The organism is Streptomyces sp. NPDC104313, assembly GCF_055583985.1.
In genome coordinates this window covers 62,972-77,257 of the sequence record NZ_JBVJMW010000015.1, presented here as the reverse complement: position 1 = coordinate 77,257, position 14,286 = coordinate 62,972, and the positions used below count along the sequence as shown (strand labels likewise).

Genomic DNA, 14,286 nt, shown 5'->3' with positions numbered 1-14,286 from the left:
TCCGAGCTCGTCGCGTCGGCCATCGGGCCCGGGCGACCTCACATCCGGGATCTCAGCACGTCGACCTCGCAGCCCGGCGCGAACGGGTCGAAACCGTGTTCGCTCAGCCAGCGAACCGCCAGCAGGCTTCGCATCGCCCACCAGGCGCGGATCACGTCGAGGTCGATGTCGATGCCGGTGCCATAGCCGGCGAGAACGTCGTCGAGGCGCTTCTCGTGGCCGAGCGTGAAGGTGGCCAGGTCGCACAGGGCATCGCCCTGGCCCGCCTCGGACCAGTCGATGATGCCCGTGACCTCGTCGCCGTCGACGAAGACGTGTGCGATCTGCAGGTCGCCGTGCGTGAATGCCGGAGTCCACGGCCGGAGCGCGGCCTCGGCGACCCGGCGATTACGGGTGACCAGGTCCGCGGGCAGGAGTCCGTGCGCCACGAGCAACTCGCACTCACCGTCGAGTTCCGCCGCCAACTCGACGATGCTCCGCCCGGCCCGGCCGGGCCGGGGCGGCAACGGCGCGTCGTGCAGCTTCCGGATGGCGGCGCCCGCCGCGGCCCACGCCGCCGACGACCCGGTCGACGGCCCGCCGAGACGCCCGAGCGGTGCCCCCCGGAGCGCGGCGATCGCGAGCACGGGCGGCTTGCGCCACAGGACCTCCGGGGTCGGGACCGGCGCCAGAGCCATCGTCTCGACCTCGACGTCGATACGCGCCTGATCGGAGTCCACCTTCAAGAACACGTCACCGACGCGCAGAGTCACACGCTCGGAATGGGCGACGACCACGCGAACCTCATCCATGGGCGACCAGTATCCCGGAGAAGATCGCCGCGTCGCCGGAATTATCGCGTGCGATGACTCGGCTGACCGCGTTCCGCTCCCCCCGCGTCCTCATGCACGGCGCCGCCCTCCGTACAGCGCCGGCGAAGGCACGCCCGTGCTCGGGACCGCGGAGGCAGGCATCGCGAGCCCCGGCCGGGGAATGATCCGGGGCTACTGACCGCCCGTCAGCGCCCGCGCCCCTCGGCCCGCCCCCGCCCATCCCGGCCGCCCTGATAGCGTCCCTCGCATGTCTGCAGCTTCGTGTGCGGCCGCTTGCGCCGCGGTGACCAGGGCGCTCCGCTAGCGGCGGGGCGTTCTGCTCACACATCTTCCAGGGCGTCCAGCCGCTTCGTGATCAGATCCGGGCGGCCTCTTCGTGCTGCTCGGAGCCACCTCTGAGCTACGGAGCACCTGATGTTCTCAGGCATCCTCTCTTCCCGCGGGCGACACCCGTCCCCCGTACGCGCATGGCTGGTGCTGTGCGCGATGTCCATGCTGCAGTTCTTCATCGCGGTCGACGTGACCGTGGTCAACATCGCCCTGCCCTCGATCGGTGCCGACTTCGGCGTCGACGGGCACTCCCTGACCTGGGTCGTGGTCGGCTACACGGTCACCGGCGGCGGGATGCTGATGCTCGGCGGCCGGCTGGGCGACCTCCTCGGGCGGAGGCGCGTACTGCTGCTGGGCACCGGCCTGTTCGGCGTCGCGTCGCTGCTGGCGGGCCTGGCCCCCACGTTCGGCCTGCTCGTGGTCATGCGTCTGCTGCAAGGTGTCGGGGAGGCCGTCGCGCTGCCTGCCGCGATGGCCACCGTCGTCCTGATGTTCCCCGAGGGGCCGCGCCGGTCGCGGGCCCTGGGCGTATGGGCGGCGGTGGCCAGTTGCGGTCTCGTGCTCGGGTTCGTGCTGTCCGGCGTCATCACCGCTCACCTGGGGTGGCGGTGGATCTTCCTGATCTCGGTCCCGTTCATCCTGGTCGTTCTGCTGGCGGCCGTCTGCCTGGTCGACGGAGACCGGCCCGTGGGCAGGGACCGGCGGGCGCTGGACCTTCCCGGCGCACTGCTGCTGACCGCCTGCCCGCTGCTGTTCACGTTCGGTGTGGTCGAGGCCGGTGAGCCGGGAACGTCCCCGTGGGTGGTCCCGGCGGCACTGGCCGGGGCGGTGGCGGCCGGGATCGGGTTCGTACGGGTCGAGGCGCGCTCGCGCAACCCGCTGGTGCCGCCGCGCTTCTTCGCCCATCGCACCCGGGTCGCGGCCAACCTGGCCACGATGCTGCTGAGCGGGGCCCTGTCGACGTCGTTCCTGCTGTTCACGTTCTCGCTGCAGGACCGGCTGGGCATGGGCCCGCTGGGCGCGGGGCTGAAGATGCTGCCGCTGGCGGTCTCGCTGATCGTGTTCTCCATGCTGGTGCCCCGCCTACTGGTCCGCTGGGGGGCCCGCGCCTGCGTGCTCGCCGGCATGGGGTTCACCGCTGCGGCGATGGCCGCGATCGCGCTGGTCTCGGCCTCGTCCGCCGGCGGGGCGGCGCTGGTCCCGGCCATGCTCATGATCGCGGCCGGCATGGGGTTCGGCGTCGTCGGACTCCAGTACGTCGCGGTCACCGGCGTCACCGAGGACGACGCCGGAATCGCCTCGGGCGTCCAGCGCGCCGCCGACCAGATGGGCGGTGCGGCCGGGGTGGCGGTCTTCGTCGGGCTCGGCTTCGCGCCCACCCTGCACTCCTTCGACCCGTTCCTGGTGGCCACGGGGCTGGCCACCGCGGGTCTCGTGGCGGGTGCGGTCGTGGCCTGGCGCATGCCCGCGCCCGAGCCTGACTCCAACCCCGACCCCAACCCCAACCCCTCACCCGAGCCCGCCCCCTCCACCGCCCCCGAGGCGGACCGGCGGGAACAGCAGGGGTGACCTGCGCCCGCCGGGTCGCGCCGCCCCCGCCGGCCGGGGCCGCGCGACCCGGCGGGCGGGGACTGCCGGCGGGTCGGCCCCCGGTCCGGCTTCACCCGCCGGAGTGGAGTCGGCCGCCCGCAAGGGTGGTCCGGCCTCGCCACGCCTCGGTCCTGTCGGGGCGTGCCGAACGATGAGCGCATGTCATCGAACACGTCACGACGCGGTCTGTGGTCACTGGCCCGCCGGGTGGTTCCCGCGCTGCTGGTCGCCCAAGTCGCTCTCCTTCCCCTTCAGTCCGCCGCTGCCGCCGGGCACACGGCGCACCCGTGCGCGTCGTCCGCCGGTTGCGGTTCGGTCGTCGTCGCGCCCGTCTCCCAGGCGGCCCCGGATCACGGTGACTGCACCAGTCCGGAACCGGTCGTGTGCCTGATCCGGAGCGAGACACCGCAGGAGCGCGAGATCGCCCGCGCACAGCGGATGCGCTATCACGACCTCCTTGAGGACATGGAACGCACGGAGTGCGCCATGCGCGCCGAAGGCCGCTCGGAGGAGGACATCGCCCGCGCTCTGGTCGAGATGCGCAACGACGCCAAGGACGTCGTCCGCGCCGGCATGTCCCCGGAACAGGTCGCGGAGCTGGAGGCGCGCAACCAGAAGAAGTACGGGAACCCGCTCGGCCCGACGGCGGACCAGCTGTACCTGAAGTACGGCTCCTGGGAGAAGGTCTCCGAAGCCGCCACCCGCTCGAGCGCGGCCGTGGACAGCGAACTCGGCCTGGAATTCCGCCACTGCTCCTGTGACGTCCTCCAGGCGTCCTGACCGGTTCCGCCCACGCCCGGCGGGGTGGGGCGGGTCCGGCGGGGAGCCCCGCCCCCGCCCCTCGTGGTGAGCCCCGCCCCGACCCCGCCCCTCACTTCCGGTACAACGTCTCGATCTCCCCCGCGAAGTCCCACGCGATCGCGTCCCGCTTCAGCTTCAGCGACGGCGTCAGATGCCCCTTCACCTCCGTGAAGTCCACCGGCAGGACGGTGAACTTACGGATCGACTCCGCGCGGGAGACCAGGCGGTTGGCCTCGTCGACCGCTTTCTGGAGCAAGGTGCGCAGGTCCTCGTCGTGGACCAGTTCCCGCATCGGGATGTCCTGTTTCCTGGTCATCCGGCGCCAGTGCTGGAGGCCGTCCGGCTCCAGGGTGATCAGGGCGGTGATGAAGGAGCGGTTGTCGCCGACGACCATGCACTGGCTGACGAGGGGGTGCGCGCGCAGCCAGTCCTCCAGCGGGGCCGGGGTGACGTTCTTGCCGCCCGACGTGATGATGATGTCCTTCTTGCGGCCCGTGATCGTCAGATAGCCGTCCTCGTCCAGTGCGCCCAGGTCGCCCGTGGGGAACCAGTCGTCCGCCAGGAGCGCCGGGGTCACCTCCGCCCGTTCGGCGTCCCAGTAGCCCCGGAACACCTGGCCGCCCCTCAGCAGCACCTCACCGTCCTCCGCGATGCGCACCGACGTGCCGGGCAGTGGCCAACCGACCGTGCCCAGACGGGGTTTGAGGGGCGGGGTCACCGTGTGGGCGGCCGTGGTCTCCGTGAGGCCGTAGCCCTCGAAGACGCTGATCCCCGCGCCCTCGTAGAACGCGGCGAGCCTGCTGCCCAGCGGGGAGCCGCCGCAGATCACGTACCGGACCCTGCCGCCGAGCGCCGCCCGGATACGGCGGTAGACCAGCGGGTCGTACACGGCGCGGGCGGCGCGCAGGCCGAGGCCGGGGCCCGGTCCTGTGCCGTGTTCGGCGGCCTCGACCGCCTGGCCGTAGCGCTGGGCGATGCGGGCCGCGCGGTCGAACGAGGAGACCCGGCCCATCTTCTCGGCGGTCGCCCGGCCCGTGTTGTAGACCTTCTCCAGTACGTACGGGATGGCGAGGAGGAACGTGGGGCGGAAGCCGGCCAGGTCGGCGAGGAGGTCCTCCGTCCGGATGGAGGGGGCGTGGCCCAGGCGCACCCTCGCCCGCATGCAGCCGATCGCCACCATGCGGCCGAACACATGGGAGAGGGGCAGGAAGAGGAGGGTGGAGGCGGGGTCCTTCGAGGCCGATGTGAAGACCGGGTGGAGGAGTTCGATCGCGTTGTCGACCTCGGCGAAGAAGTTGCCGTGGGTCAGGACGCAGCCCTTCGGGCGGCCCGTGGTGCCCGAGGTGTAGAGCAGGGTGGCGGGGGTGTCCGGTCCCAGGGAGGCGCGGCGGGCCGTCACCGCCGCGTCCGGGATGCCCTTGCCGAGGACCTTGAGCTGGCCGATCGCCCCCGTGTCGAACTGCCACAGATGCGCCAGGCCGCCGAGCTGCTTGCGCTCCTGGCTGATCACCCGGCCCTGTTCCTTCGTCTCCACGGCGCACGCCACCGCGCCCGAGTTCTGGAGGATCCAGCGGGCCTGGAACGCGGAGGAGGTCGGGTAGATGGGGACCGTCACCAGGCCGGCCGCCCACGACGCGAAGTCCAGCAGCGTCCACTCGTACGTCGTCCGGGCCATGATCGCGATCCGGTCCCCCGCCATCAGCCCCTCCGCGATCAGGCCCTTGGCCACCGCCAGCACCTCGGCGGCGAAATCGGCGGCCGTCACGTCCTGCCAGGTGCCCTGGGCGTCCTTACGGCTGAGCACCGGGTCCGACGGGGCCTGTCGGGCGTTGTCGAACGGGATCTCGGCCAGCGAGCCACGCTCCACGACCGGTGCGAACTTCGGTACGGAGACCTCTTGGACCCGCCCGTCGGGACCCCGCTTCTTCGTCGGTTCGACCAGGGCGGGCACGGGGGCCGGAGCGGGAGGGGATCCGGAGGGTGCGGGGACGGATCCGGAGGAAGCGGGGGCTGAGGGTGGTGTTGGCACGTGCGGCTCCTCGGTTCGGGGAAGGGCGGATCGGTTCGCCGGGTCGTCCGTCCGGCAGGGGGCTTCATCGGTGCCCCGGTCGCCGGGTGCGGCAGGGAATGCGGAAGGAACAGGCGGGTCGAGGGACAGGCGGATCAGGGGCGTTCCAGGATGGCCGTCACCCCCTGGCCTCCGGCCGCGCAGACCGAGATCAGGCCCCGGCCCGGCGCGTCCCGTTCCGCGAGGAGCTTGGCCAGGGGTGGCGACAATCCGGGCGACCGTCGCGGCCGGGGCGGGGCGAGGGGAATCGACGGGCGCGGTGTCGTCACCGTGACCATCTCGTCCCGGTCGGTCCGGGAGTGTTCATCTCGACCAGCTCCTGACTCCTAAGTAACCTTACTCAAGAGTAAATCTACGGCCGAGCAGGGAGTCAGGACAATGGCCGATCGCCATCTGCACCTCACCGGCACAGCACCCGGCCGCTTCCTCACCCGGCGGCTCGGCCTGCCGCAACCCGCCCCGCCGCGCCGCCGGACCCTGGACACCCCGCGCCTGGACGGGCCGCTGCCGCACCTGACCGCCGGGGCCTCGACGATCCGGGACGGGCTGACGAAGGTGCCGGCCACGACCGGGCTCACCGCCGAGGAGCGGCCCGCGCGGCCCGCCGGGATCGTCCCGGACGCCACCCGGGCCGCCTCCGCCCAGGGCCTCTCCGAGGTGCACGCCGCCCTCCATCCCGTCGTACGGTCGCCGGCTCCCGGTGGCCGGATCGTCGTCCTCGGCACGCCGCCGTCCCCCGAGGACCACCATCAGGCCGCTGCCCAGCAGGCGTTGGAGGGTTTCGTCCGGTCGCTGGGCAAGGAGGTCGGGCGGGGCTCCACGGTCCAGCTCCCGCGGCTCCCGGCCGACGTCGCCGAGGCCGCCGCCTGGTTCGCGGGGCCCGGCTCCACCGCCGTCAACGGCCAGGTGCCGCGCGTCCGCGGCCAGAGCCCGCTGGGGGCGTGAGCCCGATGACCTCGCTCAGCGCCTCGCTCGCGCGCGCGGCCCTCACCTCGCCGTTCAAGCGCGCGGGACGGCCGGACGCCACACTGCCCCCCGACCGGCTCACCCGCCCGGCCGCGCCCGTCGCGCCCGGCCCCCTCGCCGCGTACCGCAGGATCTGCGGGTTCACGGAAGCCGGGCCGCTGCCGCTCACGTATCCGCAGGTGCTGGCCTTCCCGCTCACCATGCGACTGATGACCGGCCGCGCCTTCCCGCTACCGGTGCTCGGGCTCGTCCACACCTGGATCGAGATCACCCCGCACCGGGCCACGAGGCCCGCAGAATCACTCGAACTGACGGTGCGCGCAAAGGAATTGACGCCACACCGACGGGGTACCGAGGTCACGATGTCGACCGAGGCGCGGGTGGCCGGAGAGCTGGTGTGGGAGTCTCGCAGCGGCTATCTGTCCCGGCACGCGACGCGGCGCGCGCAGACGGCGGCACCCCTCGGGGGCCCCGCCGCCGACCCGGCCCCTAAGGGTCTGCCCGCCCGCGCCGAGTGGCCGCTGACCGGCGACCTCGGGCGGCGGTACGGAGCCGTCTCCGGGGACCGCAACCCGATCCATCTGCATCCGCTGACCGCCCGGCTGTTCGGCTTCCCCCGGGCCATCGCGCACGGCATGTGGACGGTCGCCCGCTGCCTGGCCGAGGCCGGCGACCCGGCCGGAATCCGTTCCGTACGGGCCGGGTTCAGGGCCCCCGTCCTGCTGCCCGGCACCGTGACCTACGCGGCCGACGCCGCCGGAGACGCCTTCGAACTGCGCGGCCCCGACGGGCGCGTGCACCTCGTGGGGTCGGTGACCCGAGAGGCCCCCTAGGAAGCCGGGGGCTGCCAGGGGCGGGCGTGCAGCAGGTTCTCCAGGCCCGCCCAGGCGAAGTTCATGAGGGTCGCCGCGGCCTCCCTCGCCGAGACGTCCGGGGTGTCGTTCGCCCAGCCCGCCAGCGACTCCGCGGCCCCCACCAGCGCCTGCGCGAGCCCCACCACGTCCCGGTCCGCCAGTGCGGGGTCGCGGTGCGCCTCCCGGGCGGCGGCCCCGATCAGCCCCGTCACGTACGCCACGATCTCGTCGCGCATTCCGCCGAGCTCGCTGACGAACGGCTCCCCGTGCGAACGCGCCTGGCGGTGCAGGACCGACCAGCCGTCCGGATTCTCGGCGGTGTGGAGGAAGAACGCCCGCAGCCCCGACCACAGTTGGCCGTCGGCGGGCAGCCCCGGCTCCACCCCGGCCCGCACCGCCTCCAGCAGGGCGTTCGCCTCCCGCCGGATACAGGCGGAGAACAGCTCTTCCTTGGAATTCAGGTACAGGTAGACCAACGGCTTGGACACGCCCGCCAGCTCCGCGATCTCGTCCATCGAGGCAGCCCGGTAGCCACGCTGCCCGAAGGTCCGCACCGCGGCGTCCATCATCTGCCGCTCGCGCACGGCACGCGGCATCCGCTTGCTCTTCACTGCACCCACGTCCGGATTCCTCCCCGCCCCCACTGCCCTGCTCCGCCCCAGGGTAACGGCGGCGCGCGGCCCGGCGTCGTGCGGAGCGATCACAACGGCGGGCACGGCCCGGTGCGACCAGCGGAGGAGAGCGGTCATCCCCCGGTCCGACAGCAGGTCCACCCGGCGTCCGATGTGCCCGCCCGGTCGCCTCCCTAGCGTTGCGGACATGACGATCTCCCTTCGCAGCAGACCGGCCGGGGTCGCCGCCGCCGCGGCGCTCGCCCTGGCCGCCCTCGCCTCCCTGGCCTCGGCCCCGGCGGCCTCGGCGTCCGGCCCGGCGCCGGCCACCGCCTCGACCCCCGCCTCCGCCGCCCCCGGCGACCCGGCCGCGCTGTCCCCGCCGGCGCTCCCCCGCCCCACCGGCCGCCACGCCACCGGCCGCGACACCCTGTTCCTGACCGACCACGAGCGCACCGACCCGTGGGTACCGGCCGCCGGGCCGCGCCGGTTGCTGGTGTCGCTGCACTACCCGGCCCGCCCCGGCACCGGCGGCGGCCCGGCCCCGTACATACCGGAGGAGGAGGCGCGGCTGATGCTCGCGCAGCGCGGGATGGAGGACCCGAAGTGGCCCGGCCTGGTCGCCGCCACCCGGACCCACTCCCGTACGGCGGCCCGCCCGGCCCCGGGACGCTTCCCGCTGGTCCTGCTCTCCCCCGGCTTCGGCACGCCCCGGGCCACGCTGACCGGGCTCGCCGAGGAACTGGCCGGCCGGGGTTACGTCGTGGCGACCGCGGACCATCCGTACGAGTCGACCGGCACGCAACTGCCCGACGGGCGGGTCCTCACCTGTGCGGCCTGCGAGAAGGTGTCCGCACAGCCCGACGAGGCCTCGGCGCGGAAGGTCCTGGCCTCCGTCGCCGCCGGGCGGGCCGCCGACTTCTCGTTCCTGCTGGACCGGCTGACCGGGCCGGACCCGGCGTGGCGGCACGCCCGGACGATCGACCCGCACCGGGTGGGCATGGCCGGCCACTCCATCGGGGGCAACGCGGCCTCCTCCACGATGGCCGCCGACCGCCGGGTGGACGCGGGGGTCAACATGGACGGCACGTTCTTCGACCCGGCTCCCGTGCGGGGGCTGGAGGGGCGGCCGTTCCTGATGCTGGGCACCGACCCCGGGCACGGCCCCGGCTCCGACACGTCCTGGGACGACGCCTGGGACCGGCTGGACGGCTGGAAGCGGTGGCTGACGGTGCGGGACGCCGGGCACTTCACCTTCACGGACACCCCGGTGATCGGTGAGCAGCTCGGCATCGAGGACCCGGACGCGCCGCTCTCCGCCGCCCGCTCGACCACGATCACCAGGAGCTATGTGACGGCCTTCTTCGACCGGAGCCTGCGCGGGCGGCCGGCCCTGCTGCTGAACAGCCCGACCCCGGCCAACCCCGAGGTCCTCTTCCAGCGCCCCTGACCGCCGCCCCGGTCCACGGCCGCGCCCCCGGTCCACGTACGGAACGTGGACCGGGGGCGCGGTCGTGCGGGGCGGATGGAGCCCGCGGGGTCAGGCAGGCGCCGGCAGGGTCACCTTCTGCCCGGCATCACGGACGTCGTCCTGACCGAAGAGGTCGATCGGGGAGGACGAGGCCGAGTTGTACGCGTCGTGGTCGAGGATCTTCTCCCGGGCCGAGACGATCACCGGGACCAGCGCCTGGCCGGCCACGTTGGTGGCGGTGCGCATCATGTCCAGGATCGGGTCGATGGCCATCAGCAGGCCGACACCCTCCAGCGGAAGGCCCAGCGTGGACAGGGTGAGGGTCAGCATGACCGTCGCACCGGTGAGACCGGCGGTGGCCGCCGAGCCGATCACCGAGACGAAGGCGATCAGGAGGTAGTCGCCGATGCCCAGTTGCACGTCGAAGATCTGCGCGATGAAGATCGCCGCCAGCGCCGGGTAGATCGCGGCGCAGCCGTCCATCTTCGTGGTCGCGCCGAACGGGACGGCGAAGGAGGCGTACTCCTTCGGAACGCCGAGGCGCTCGGTGACGCGCTGGGTGACCGGCATGGTGCCGACCGAGGAGCGGGAGACGAAGGCGAGCTGGATCGCGGGCCAGGCGCCCTTGTAGAACTGGAGCGGGCTGACCTTGGCGACGGTGGCCAGGAGCAGCGGGTAGACGCCGAACATCACCAGGGCGCAGCCGATGTAGACGTCGGCGGTGAAGGTCGCGTACTTGCCGATGAGGTCCCAGCCGTAGTCGGCGATGGCGTAGCCGATGAGGCCGACGGTGCCGATCGGGGCGAGGCGGATGACCCACCACAGGGCCTTCTGGAGCAGCTCCAGGATCGACTGGCTGAGAGTGAGGATCGGCTTGGCCCTGTCGCCGAGCTTGAGGGCGGCGATACCGGCGACGGCGGCCATGAACACGATCTGGAGCACGTTCAGTTCGGTGAACGGCGTGATCACGTTGTCCGGGACGATGCCGGTCAGGAAGTCGATCCAGCTGCCCCTGGTCTCGGAGAGCGCGCCGTCCTTCGGCGTGAGGCCGGTGCCGGAGCCCGGGTTGGTGATCAGACCGATCGCGAGGCCGATGGCGACCGCGATCAGCGAGGTGATCATGAACCAGAGCAGGGTGCGGGTCGCGAGCCGGGCGGCGTTGTTGACCTGGCGCAGGTTGGTGATCGACACGAGGATCGCGAAGAAGACCAGCGGGGCGACGGCCAGCTTCAGCAGCTGGACGAAGAGCGAGCCGATCTGGTCGAGGGTGGTGACGAGCCAGCCGAGATCCTGGCTGCGGGCCAGCCAGCCGAGCAGTACGCCGAGGACCAGACCGGCGACGATCTGGGCCCAGAACGGGACCCTGGGTATACGGAAACCGGGGCCGGAGCCGGTGGGCTGCTCGGCCTCGGGGGCGGCGGACGCGGGGTTCGCGGACACGGACACACTCCAACTGGGACGCATCGGGACACACGGATCCATCCGTGCGGTCGTGCGGCGGAACGGGGACGGGGTCGCGGCGCCCGCGTCGGGGGCGGCGCCGCTGCATGATGCCGTATCAGACCTCGCGGCAACAGACCGCGGACATACAGCGGCAGAGATCGACATGCAGGCGCGCCACGAGCGGGATGCTCACGGCATGACGGGGGCGCACGGCTGTCTTCACGTCGAATACGTTAACACTTGAACTTTGGGAACCTCAAAGCCTTTCTTTGGCTCCCTCGCATGGCTTCGCCGGGCAGAAAAGGCCGGAAAGCGCTGTAAAACAGCGGAGAACGCCAGGGACCCCGGGCCGGAGCCTGGTGGCTCCCGCCCGGGGTCCGGCGGAGAAGGGGTGCGCGCGGCGCGCGTGTGTGAGGAAGCTTACGTGGCGCCTACAGCCGCATCGGGTGCGCCGGACGCCACGGAACGGGCGTTACTGGACCGCGTCCTCGCGGGTGCGGTTGGCATCGAGGCGCGCCTTCGTGCGATCGACGGTGGAGACGATCTGCTCGGACATCTCGTCGCGCTGCCTGCGCAGCAGCACGTAGCTGAGCGGGGCGGAGAGGAGGAGGCCCAGGAGGATCACCCAGACGGCGTTGGCCCCGCCGAGTCCTGAGGGCACCAGCCCGAAGTGGACGGCGACACCGGCGGCGAGGAAGCAGCCGACGAAGATCAGCAGGCGCAACGCCGTGTAACGGATCAACGCGCTCGGCTTGGCAGCGGACACGGCTGGCCCTCCCTCTTCCCATGGACTCTCGACACACTTCTGCCCGTCCAGTGAAGCATGGCCCGAATTCTCTCGGTTCAGGGGGTTGCCGGGCCGGGGACGCCCCCGGCGGGAGCCCTCGGTTCAGGGGGCCGCCGGGCCCAGCGGGAGAAGCATGACGATGTCGTCCCGGTCATCGCCGGGGGCGACCCGGATCGCGTCCGGCACCCGGCCGACCTCCTTGTATCCGCAGGCGGCGTAGAAGCGGTCGGCGCCGGTGCCGCCCCGGCAGGTGAGGCGGATCGCCTCGACGCCCTCGACGGAGCGGGCGGACCCGGCGGCGGCGGCCATGAGGTCGCGGCCGTACCCCTTGCCCTGGTGGCGGGGGTGGACCATGACGGTGTAGAGCCACAGCCAGTGCTTCATCAGCCGGTGGTCGTTGAGGGTGAGGAAGGCGGTGGCGGCGACGGCGCCCTCCTCGTCGCGGCCGACGAGGAGCCGGGCACGGCCCTGCTCGATGGCCACGAGGTGCTTGAGCAGCTCGGGCCGGATCTCCTCGGCCGTGACGGGCGGAACGAAGCCGACGGCTCCGCCCGCGTTGGTGACATCGGCCCAGAGGGCGGTGACGCCGTCGCGCAGGGCGGGGATGAACGGGGGATCCAGCTCGAACGTAAGCGCCATAGCAGCACACTAACCATTACACCCTGCATGGCTCAACCCTGTCCGAAACGCGAGAAAGCCCCGGCGGGGACGGCAGCCGGGGCTTTCGCTCAGTGGCGGGGTCGCTCAGTAGCAGGAGCTCAGTTGCGGGGTCGCCCGGAGCGGGGTCGGGCAGGGCGGGCAGGGCGGTCGGGCGTCAGACGCGCATCGGCTGCGGCGACTCGCGCCGGTCCGCCTCGGGGCCCGGGTACTCGCGCAGGATCTCGTACCGGGTGTTCCGCTCGACCGGCCGGAAGCCGGCGTCGCGGATCAGGTCCAGCAGATCCTCGCGGCCGAGCTTGTTCGGCGTGCCGAAGTCGTCGGCGTCGTGCGTGATCTTGTACTCGACGACCGAGCCGTCCATGTCGTCCGCACCGTGTTGCAGCGCCAGCTGGGCGGTCTGCACACCGTGCATCACCCAGAAGACCTTGACGTGCGGCACGTTGTCGAACAGCAGCCGGGAGACGGCGAAGGTCTTCAGCGCCTCGGCGCCGGTCGCCATCGTGGTGCGGGCCTGGAGCTTGTTGCGGACCTTGCCGTCCTTCATGTCCACGAAGTCGTGCTGGTAGCGCAGCGGGATGAAGACCTGGAAGCCGCCGGTCTCGTCCTGCATCTCCCGCAGCCGCAGCACGTGGTCGACGCGGTGACGGGGCTCCTCGATGTGCCCGTACAGCATCGTCGCGGGGGTCTTGAGCCCCTTCTCGTGCGCGAGGCGGTGGATGCGCGACCAGTCCTCCCAGTGGGTGCGGTGGTCGACGATGTGCTGACGGACCTCCCAGTCGAAGATCTCCGCGCCGCCGCCGGTCAGCGATTCGAGACCGGCCTCGATCAGCTCGTCGAGGATGTCGGAGGCCGAGAGGCCGGAGATCGTCTCGAAGTGGTGGATCTCCGTCGCGGTGAACGCCTTCAGCGCGACGTCGGGGAGGGCTTCCTTCAGCGCGCTGAGCGAGCGCGGGTAGTAGCGCCACGGCAGTGTCGGGTGGAGTCCGTTGACGATGTGCAGCTCGGTGAGGTTCTCGCCCTCCATCGCCTTGGCGAGGCGGACGGCCTCCTCGATACGCATCGTGTACGCGTCCTTCTCGCCCGGCTTGCGCTGGAACGAGCAGTACGCGCACGAGGCGGTGCACACGTTCGTCATGTTGAGGTGACGGTTGACGTTGAAGTGCACCACGTCGCCGTTCTTGCGCGTACGCACCTCGTGCGCCAGCCCGCCCAGCCACGCCAGGTCGTCGGACTCGTAGAGGGCGACCCCGTCCTCGCGGGTCAGCCGCTCGCCGGCCCGGACCTTCTCCTCCAGCTCGCGCTTGAGTCCCGCGTCCACTAGGCCGCCTCCCATTTCTCCGTGTATCAGACTCCGGCCAACCGTACTCCCCCACTGTTCAGGCGGGTGGGGCCCCCTCTACGGCACTCCGCCCTACTCCTCTTCCGGCAGTTCCCCGACCCGGTTCTCCCACTTGGTCGAGAGCACGATCGTGGTCCGTGTCCGCGAGACGCCCTTCGTGCCGCTCAGGCGACGGATCGTCTTCTCCAGGCCGTCCACGTCGCCGACCCGGACCTTGAGCATGTACGAGTCGTCGCCCGCGATGAACCAGCAGTCCTCGATCTCCGCGAGGTCCTTGAGCCGGCGCGCCACGTCCTCGTGGTCGGCCGCGTCCGAGAGCGAGATCCCGATCAGCGCGGTCACGCCGAGCCCCAGCGACGCGGAGTCGACGTTGGCGCGGTAGCCGATGATGACCCCGGCGCTTTCCAGCCGGTTGATGCGGTCGGTGACGCTGGGCCCGGAGAGCCCCACGAGCCGTCCGAGCTCGGCGTACGAGGCCCTGCCGTTCTCCCTGAGGGCCTGGATGAGCTGCCTGTCCACCGCGTCCATATGACTGAAGCCTTCCATTGTTCAGC

Annotated in this window: 12 protein-coding genes and 2 pseudogenes; 5 read left to right on the top strand and 9 right to left on the bottom strand. The window is 72.0% G+C overall.

What is annotated here, in order from left to right:
• Positions 1 to 38: 38 nt before the first annotated feature.
• A complete protein-coding gene (locus ACZ60Q_RS29000) occupies positions 39 to 791 on the bottom strand; it encodes a phosphotransferase family protein (RefSeq protein ID WP_469640388.1) in 753 nt (250 codons plus the stop codon).
• Positions 792 to 1,298: 507 nt separating this feature from the next.
• Here ACZ60Q_RS29000 and ACZ60Q_RS28995 point away from each other — a divergent pair.
• Both ACZ60Q_RS28995 and ACZ60Q_RS28990 read left to right on the top strand, forming a co-directional pair.
• On the top strand, positions 1,299 to 2,711 hold the full coding sequence (locus ACZ60Q_RS28995; protein WP_469640386.1) for an MFS transporter: 1,413 nt from the start codon (positions 1,299 to 1,301) through the stop codon (positions 2,709 to 2,711).
• 180 nt (positions 2,712 to 2,891) lie between these two features.
• Entirely contained in the window at positions 2,892 to 3,512 is a 621-nt protein-coding gene (locus ACZ60Q_RS28990) for a hypothetical protein (protein ID WP_469640384.1), read from the top strand.
• A 91-nt stretch (positions 3,513 to 3,603) separates the two neighbouring features.
• Here ACZ60Q_RS28990 and ACZ60Q_RS28985 read toward each other — a convergent pair whose 3' ends face one another.
• Together ACZ60Q_RS28985 and ACZ60Q_RS28980 are read right to left on the bottom strand one after the other, a co-directional pair.
• A complete protein-coding gene (locus tag ACZ60Q_RS28985) occupies positions 3,604 to 5,562 on the bottom strand; it encodes an AMP-dependent synthetase/ligase (protein ID WP_469640382.1) in 1,959 nt (652 codons plus the stop codon).
• A gap of 134 nt (positions 5,563 to 5,696) precedes the next feature.
• A pseudogene (locus ACZ60Q_RS28980) lies at positions 5,697 to 5,829 on the bottom strand (acetyl-CoA C-acetyltransferase); the annotation flags it as partial.
• A gap of 150 nt (positions 5,830 to 5,979) precedes the next feature.
• Between ACZ60Q_RS28980 and ACZ60Q_RS28975 the strand changes: the two are divergent.
• Together ACZ60Q_RS28975 and ACZ60Q_RS28970 are read left to right on the top strand one after the other, a co-directional pair.
• A pseudogene (locus ACZ60Q_RS28975) lies at positions 5,980 to 6,534 on the top strand (3-oxoacyl-ACP reductase); the annotation flags it as partial.
• Positions 6,535 to 6,551: 17 nt separating this feature from the next.
• Positions 6,552 to 7,400, top strand: coding sequence for a MaoC/PaaZ C-terminal domain-containing protein (locus ACZ60Q_RS28970; protein WP_469640571.1), 849 nt, complete (start codon positions 6,552 to 6,554; stop codon positions 7,398 to 7,400).
• On the opposite strand, the gene ACZ60Q_RS28965 is transcribed toward ACZ60Q_RS28970, so the two are convergent.
• Entirely contained in the window at positions 7,397 to 8,041 is a 645-nt protein-coding gene (locus ACZ60Q_RS28965) for a TetR/AcrR family transcriptional regulator (RefSeq protein WP_469640380.1), read from the bottom strand. The genes ACZ60Q_RS28970 and ACZ60Q_RS28965 overlap by 4 nt on opposite strands.
• A gap of 199 nt (positions 8,042 to 8,240) precedes the next feature.
• Between ACZ60Q_RS28965 and ACZ60Q_RS28960 the strand changes: the two genes are divergently transcribed.
• On the top strand, positions 8,241 to 9,482 hold the full coding sequence (locus ACZ60Q_RS28960; protein ID WP_469640378.1) for an alpha/beta hydrolase family protein: 1,242 nt from the start codon (positions 8,241 to 8,243) through the stop codon (positions 9,480 to 9,482).
• Between the two features lie 90 nt (positions 9,483 to 9,572).
• Here the strand turns inward: ACZ60Q_RS28960 and ACZ60Q_RS28955 are convergent, their stop codons facing one another.
• The 5 genes from ACZ60Q_RS28955 to ACZ60Q_RS28935 all read right to left on the bottom strand — a co-directional run bounded on the left by ACZ60Q_RS28955 (position 9,573) and on the right by ACZ60Q_RS28935 (position 14,260).
• The gene (locus ACZ60Q_RS28955) at positions 9,573 to 10,943 is read right to left on the bottom strand and encodes a dicarboxylate/amino acid:cation symporter (protein WP_469640376.1); all 1,371 of its coding nucleotides are present in this window, start codon (positions 10,941 to 10,943) and stop codon (positions 9,573 to 9,575) included.
• A 475-nt stretch (positions 10,944 to 11,418) separates the two neighbouring features.
• Positions 11,419 to 11,712, bottom strand: a complete 294-nt coding sequence (locus ACZ60Q_RS28950; protein ID WP_469640374.1) for a DUF4229 domain-containing protein — start codon at positions 11,710 to 11,712, stop codon at positions 11,419 to 11,421.
• 123 nt (positions 11,713 to 11,835) lie between these two features.
• Positions 11,836 to 12,372, bottom strand: a complete 537-nt coding sequence (locus ACZ60Q_RS28945) for a GNAT family N-acetyltransferase (RefSeq protein WP_469640373.1) — start codon at positions 12,370 to 12,372, stop codon at positions 11,836 to 11,838.
• A gap of 175 nt (positions 12,373 to 12,547) precedes the next feature.
• Positions 12,548 to 13,711, bottom strand: coding sequence for an aminofutalosine synthase MqnE (gene mqnE, locus ACZ60Q_RS28940; RefSeq protein WP_469640569.1), 1,164 nt, complete (start codon positions 13,709 to 13,711; stop codon positions 12,548 to 12,550).
• Between the two features lie 93 nt (positions 13,712 to 13,804).
• Positions 13,805 to 14,260, bottom strand: coding sequence for an Lrp/AsnC family transcriptional regulator (locus tag ACZ60Q_RS28935; protein ID WP_469640567.1), 456 nt, complete (start codon positions 14,258 to 14,260; stop codon positions 13,805 to 13,807).
• Positions 14,261 to 14,286 lie beyond the last annotated feature (26 nt).

Coding starts and splice junctions, on each gene's coding strand:
- ACZ60Q_RS29000 (WP_469640388.1), bottom strand. CDS start 791: ATGGATGAGGTTCGCGTGGTCGTCGCCCATTCCGAGCGTGTGACTCTG.
- ACZ60Q_RS28995 (WP_469640386.1), top strand. CDS start 1,299: ATGTCCATGCTGCAGTTCTTCATCGCGGTCGACGTGACCGTGGTCAAC.
- ACZ60Q_RS28990 (WP_469640384.1), top strand. CDS start 2,892: ATGTCATCGAACACGTCACGACGCGGTCTGTGGTCACTGGCCCGCCGG.
- ACZ60Q_RS28970 (WP_469640571.1), top strand. CDS start 6,552: ATGACCTCGCTCAGCGCCTCGCTCGCGCGCGCGGCCCTCACCTCGCCG.
- ACZ60Q_RS28960 (WP_469640378.1), top strand. CDS start 8,241: ATGACGATCTCCCTTCGCAGCAGACCGGCCGGGGTCGCCGCCGCCGCG.
- ACZ60Q_RS28945 (WP_469640373.1), bottom strand. CDS start 12,372: ATGGCGCTTACGTTCGAGCTGGATCCCCCGTTCATCCCCGCCCTGCGC.
- ACZ60Q_RS28935 (WP_469640567.1), bottom strand. CDS start 14,260: ATGGACGCGGTGGACAGGCAGCTCATCCAGGCCCTCAGGGAGAACGGC.